The sequence below is a fragment of the Shewanella sp. M16 genome, assembly GCF_018224605.1.
In the GTDB taxonomy this organism is placed as follows: domain Bacteria; phylum Pseudomonadota; class Gammaproteobacteria; order Enterobacterales; family Shewanellaceae; genus Shewanella; species Shewanella oncorhynchi.
Map to the genome: position 1 here is coordinate 1 of NZ_JAGTUL010000086.1, position 5,332 is coordinate 5,332.

4 protein-coding genes and 2 pseudogenes are annotated in these 5,332 nt (G+C 40.8%); 4 read left to right on the forward strand and 2 right to left on the reverse strand.

The window, feature by feature from the left end:
- Positions 1-41 precede the first annotated feature (41 nt).
- Together KFE26_RS23245 and KFE26_RS23250 are read right to left on the reverse strand one after the other, a co-directional pair.
- Positions 42-1,298, reverse strand: a complete 1,257-nt coding sequence (locus tag KFE26_RS23245; RefSeq protein ID WP_212601875.1) for a molybdopterin-dependent oxidoreductase — start codon at positions 1,296-1,298, stop codon at positions 42-44.
- A 51-nt stretch (positions 1,299-1,349) separates the two neighbouring features.
- Complete coding sequence (locus tag KFE26_RS23250) at positions 1,350-2,462, reverse strand: TDT family transporter (protein ID WP_131525623.1); 1,113 nt, start codon at positions 2,460-2,462, stop codon at positions 1,350-1,352.
- A 297-nt stretch (positions 2,463-2,759) separates the two neighbouring features.
- Between KFE26_RS23250 and KFE26_RS23255 the strand changes: the two are divergent.
- The 4 genes and pseudogenes from KFE26_RS23255 to KFE26_RS23265 all read left to right on the forward strand — a co-directional run.
- Positions 2,760-3,354 (forward strand): annotated as a pseudogene (locus KFE26_RS23255) (transposase); the annotation flags it as partial.
- A gap of 137 nt (positions 3,355-3,491) precedes the next feature.
- Positions 3,492-4,046: a hypothetical protein gene (locus tag KFE26_RS24115; RefSeq protein ID WP_249195900.1), complete on the forward strand. Its 555-nt coding sequence runs from the start codon at positions 3,492-3,494 to the stop codon at positions 4,044-4,046.
- Between the two features lie 30 nt (positions 4,047-4,076).
- Complete coding sequence (locus KFE26_RS24120) at positions 4,077-4,460, forward strand: transposase (RefSeq protein WP_249195901.1); 384 nt, start codon at positions 4,077-4,079, stop codon at positions 4,458-4,460.
- Between the two features lie 321 nt (positions 4,461-4,781).
- Positions 4,782-5,332, forward strand: a pseudogene (locus tag KFE26_RS23265) (IS982 family transposase); the annotation flags it as partial.

A 5,332-nucleotide genomic window follows, 5' to 3' on the forward strand; every position in this document is an offset into this window, starting at 1 on the left:
GTAGGGTAGGAGATGGGTATATGAGCAAGATTATATTCTCCTTAAGCGATACGCACATGCGTATGTTCAATAGCATTACGCAGATAACCATTAGGGTCCCAAGTCGCTTTTATTGGTTGAGTTTCACCTTTATGACTAACCGCCCGAACCATCAACTGAATTCGTCCCTTTTTCTCAAAGGTTACTGCAATCATCCAACCTCGAAAAGAGAATCGTCCTAGGTCATCACTTAATATTGTCTGCAGCCAATGCTCACCACCATCAATAGAGACTTCTACGCTTTTGATGCCAGAACCTCCATCAAAGGCAATACCTTTAAGTTCTATCTTCTTACCAACCATTAATGTGTCACCAGATTTGACATTAGTAATAAAACTGCGTACTGAAAGTTGAGTTATAGAACGGGTCTTTTCTGGAACACTATTTAGCTCAACGCATCCACAATCATTATCAGGAATTCGATAGGCATGTGTCATAAAATACGCATTAAAGCCATTAAAAATATGGTCAATCACTTCAATCTCGGAGAGATGTTTAACCCAATAGGTAGCATAATAACCAGGTACAATTAATTTTATTGGATAGCCATTTAAGAACGGTAACGGCTCCCCGTTCATCTCCCAAACAATCATAGGCTCACCAGTCATAACGTGATCATAGTCCAGTGCCTTACGAAAGTCAGGAGTAGTATCAAGTACTGGTTTATCTAAACCATTAAAAGTGACTTGCTTAGCCCCATTTTTAACTCCAGCTAACTCAAGTACTTTTTTAAGAGGAATACCTTTAAATTTGGCATTACCCATAGCACCGTTACCAAGCTGGGCACCAAATACGCGTGGCGATGAGTAACCTCGACTATTACCAGCACATTGCTGCACTGCAACAATTTCTATAACTCCATCCATTTCCTTCAGCTCAGCAAGTGTAAGAGCTAACTGTTTACTCACCAACCCTTTGATATTAATTGTATATGTATCAGGATCAATAGAAGTAGGGATATCAGCAAGATGATAACGAACAAAGAAATTTTCATTCGGAGTGATTAGCCCGTTATCAAAAACTTTCATTTGAGTTTCAAGATGTGGGGGACGCGAATGCACCAAAATCATATCGTCCTTACCGGGAAAATCATTCACGATTGGGCGCGAACCATCAGCAAATGTTACTCCATCACCATCAGCGAATTTAATAACTGATTCCGCCAATGCAGCTATCGGGGTCGCGGCTATCGTTGCAACACTGGCGTTGCGCAAAAATTGACGACGAGACTTTGATACTATTCTATTTATATTACTCATTAATAAATTTCCTTAGAAATAATTTTCAACACACTTATTAAGCCATTGTGATTAGCTTTTTCTTGATACGATATGTACAGTTCTCGTGGGATTATTAAAAATATTTCCCCCTTTAATACCTTTCATCGTACCAATTGCTGCAATAAACCAAGCACAAATTAAGCCGACAAATAGAAAAATAGCAGCCCATTCGAATACAGTAGATCCTGTATGTCTAGCAAGCTGTGTTGTGCCTGTAACACATGTACCTACAGGGAAAGTAAATGCCCACCATGTCATTGCAAAAGGCATTTTTTTGCGTAGCGCTCTCAATGTAAGTAGACTTGCTAAGATTGACCAAAATAGTGCAAAACCCCAGATTGGGACACCATAAATAATAGCCATATTATTTAAGCTTGAAGCTATTGGTTCATCAACCACAAATAATGCAACAGATCCAAGAGCACCAACAGCGGTTATCGACTGCCCAAGTGGCCCTAAAACGATCCATAAAGTTGGCACCCTAGCACCACCAGAACTTCCTGAATGAGCTAAACGACTCCAAATCATGGTGATAATAATTAATGCACAAAACAGGCTAATGCCAAACATTGCATAACAGCCATATAATAGCGTTTGTTGCAGAGTAATACTTTCCACATAAGGAACTAACATAGCACCAATAGCAGCCGAGACCATAGGTGGGACAATAGGCATAAGCCAACCGCCAAAAGCAGCATCACCACGTACTTCATACTGAGTAAAATGGCGATAAGGAATGATAATTGCAGTTAACAAACCGCTAATAGTACCTAGTACCCAGAGTATCCAAGCAATCGTTTTCGCAGTATCTTGTGCAAAAATATGCTGCCCCAGTAAGATAGTCCCTCCAGCTATTGTTAATAATGCCATCGGGAGAGCACCAAAGAATTGTGCCATAACAGGATCATTAAATTGGCGTTTTATTATCTGTGGTTTAATGATAGTCTGAATAATCTTAATGGCTAACAAAATCATTAACATAGATGATGCTAACAGCCATATAACCAACGCTATGTTGGTTAATTGTGTGCCATACAATGGCAAACCTACAGCTGCATTAGCAATAATACCCGTACCCATTACTGAGGCAAACCAATTTGGACCGATCTCCTTGCTAAATTCGACTTGAGTGTCTATTGACATTTATTTTACCTATAGCGAAATATTCAAATTTATTTTACTCTAATTCAGAGCCGTTACAATTTAGTCCAGCTCAGTAACTTAAACAATTATAAAAATAGTTTTATTTAATGGTAATTACGTAAATAATGTAAAATAAAATTTGAAGTCATAGTCATGCTAGGTATTGCTCTATTGCTTAAATCACTCTCCGGCGAACCCATCCCCACCTTATGTTACTGTGCTAATTGACTCTCTGACGGATAGGCATACCTAGCCTTGTGACTTTGTTCATCATCTTTACACTTGCCAATGCCTTGCCACACGAAACAATCTGAAGCCGCACAAGATGCTTTTAAAAACTTCCGGATGGCAACTATCCTTAATACGCTTGGGCATGTTGCACTCGATCGCATCGATGTTTGGTTTCAAGATGAAGCCCGATTTGTCCAACAGAATACAACCACTCGTATTTTGACCAAAAAAGGCACTCGTTCACGGGCTGTCCCTATTTATATCCGCCAACTGGCGCTACACAAGCCATTATTGCCCCACATGCAAATCGCGAATATGTTAACGAACATTTAAAGCTGATCTCAACCGCGACGACATTCGGACGCCACGCATTGTTCATCATGGACGAGCTGGCTGGCATCAACAAGATTTGACCGATGACTTTAATAATATCACGCTTCTCCAGTTGCCCCATTATTTACCGTAGTTGAATCCGATAGAGCGGTATGGTATTTGAACGGCAGGTTTAAATGACTGCGTCAAAATATGCTGGTCAATCGTTTGTTTTAGTGGCTATGACGACATCGTCGAGCAGTGTTCAATCGCGTGGAATACTTTCATTGAGAAGAAAGTAAAAGTGATAGAATTGTGTATTAGACAATGGGTAATTATGACCAGTTAATTAACCTGAACTCGATGTATGGACTCCACCAACCTACAGCCGTAAGTTGGTGTCGACCAAAACAAAAGGAGTCCATACATGAGTAAGCCTACAATAATATCTCTCGACCTTGCAAAAAAGTCATTCAAGTTTGTAAAGTGAATCCATATGGTAAGTTGTTATTCAATAAAGCCATGTCACCACAAAAAACGAAAGACCTTCTTGCCAACTCTCCTCCTTGTGTCGTTGCTATGGAAGGCTGTGCTAGCTTTCACTACTGGGCTCGAGTCGCACAATCATTTGGACATGAAGTCAGAGGGATGGCACCTAAAAAAGTAAAACCCTATATCAGCAATCAAAAAACAGACGCTAATGATGCTATCGGCATTGCCATCGCATCAACACTGTTAGGAATGACTTTCTGCCAGGTTAAAGACCTATCACAACAGAACATTCAAGCGATTCAAATCAGCAGAAAATTGTTCGACCGAACAATCACATCACTGGGTAACCACATACGAGCGTTGTGTTTTGAATATGGAGCTGTCATCACGTTAGGTAATAAGTCATTAAGGCAAGCCATCACTCACTTTATTTCGCCAGAATCAGCAGACTTACCTGAGCAAATCAAACCATTGTTCATGATTTTATGGCAACAATATCAAACAACAGAAGAGCACTACAAAGCGGTAACGTTACAGTTAAAGCAGTGAGTCACTCAATCAGAACCTTGTAAACGCTTGATGAAACTCGAAGGCGTTAGTCATATTGGTGCAACCGGTTTACTTGCTTGCTTAGGTGACGGTCAAGGTTTTAAGAATGGCCGGCATGCGGCTGTCTTCGTTGGTGTTACCCCTAAACAACACTGCACTGGAGGTAAGGTTGTTATGATTGGAATAGATAAGCATGGTGGCGATAAATACCTGCGTTCAATCCTCTATCAAGGCGCACTCTCTGTTATATCAAGGCTGCCAGTAGAGTCGAAAACCTATAAACAGCAATGGCTTATCAATTTAGTCAGGCGAGTGGGTATAAAACGTGCTTGTGTCGCGTTAATCAATAAAACCGTTCGCACCGCATGGGCATTGCTCAATTACATAACCGAATATAACAGTCAGACCATATAGAATATTGTTTTAGAAAGAGTTTTAAAGAAAGTTCAGCAAAATGCATTAACAAATAGGTAAGACCAACCTTCTGAAAACCTGTTTATCCCGACAGCGTTAATAACGCTACAATCTCGATAAGGACAGAGGGTGCGAATAGATCATTGGTTAGAAGATAGCTTCTTCAATAAAAAACCGTATATACGTGCGCATCTAAATCTTTTTGTCAAAGCAATTGCTAAACAGGTAGAGTCCATATACGGGATAAGAAATGTTGAACTAATAGCCCTCCAAGTGTTCGGATCTTTCGACCAAGAGAAACCCCATCACACCAGAGGGCCTATGCATAAATTAGTGGAAGTGTTTTGCGATGTCGATGATTTTTTGCGCTGTTTTCATTCCAGAATGGGAAAAAACGCTGTTAACCGATGGCACACGTAAGCGTCAACGCGCTGGCCGTATGACGATGAGCGAAGTGATGACCATCATCATACTTTTTCAGATGTCTCACCACCGTGATTTCAAGAACTTCTACATCGGCTATTTAGCTCATTTCTACAAATCCGCTTTTCCCAATTTACTCTGCTATACCCGCTTTCTTGAGGTGATGCCCACTGCTTTAGTGCCGCTTTGCAGCTACTTTGCCAGCCTTAAGAGTGACCCTACTGGCATCGAATTTGTTGATTTAACCAGCATCAAAGTGTGTCATAACCTACGTATTCATCGCCAAAAAACCTTAGCGGGACTGGCGTGCAGAGGTAAAGGTACCATGGGTTGGTTCTATGGCTTTAAGCTGCATTTGATTGTGAATCATCAAGGCGGAATCGTGGCGGCCAAAGTGACCCCAGCGAATGTACATGACACAAAACAGGTGAATGAGATGGTGCACAGTG

Excerpts from the sequence above, each read along its gene's own strand:
- KFE26_RS23245 (WP_212601875.1), bottom strand. The coding sequence starts at position 1,298 with ATGAGTAATATAAATAGAATAGTATCAAAGTCTCGTCGTCAATTTTTG.
- KFE26_RS23250 (WP_131525623.1), bottom strand. The coding sequence starts at position 2,462 with ATGTCAATAGACACTCAAGTCGAATTTAGCAAGGAGATCGGTCCAAAT.
- KFE26_RS24120 (WP_249195901.1), top strand. The coding sequence starts at position 4,077 with ATGAAACTCGAAGGCGTTAGTCATATTGGTGCAACCGGTTTACTTGCT.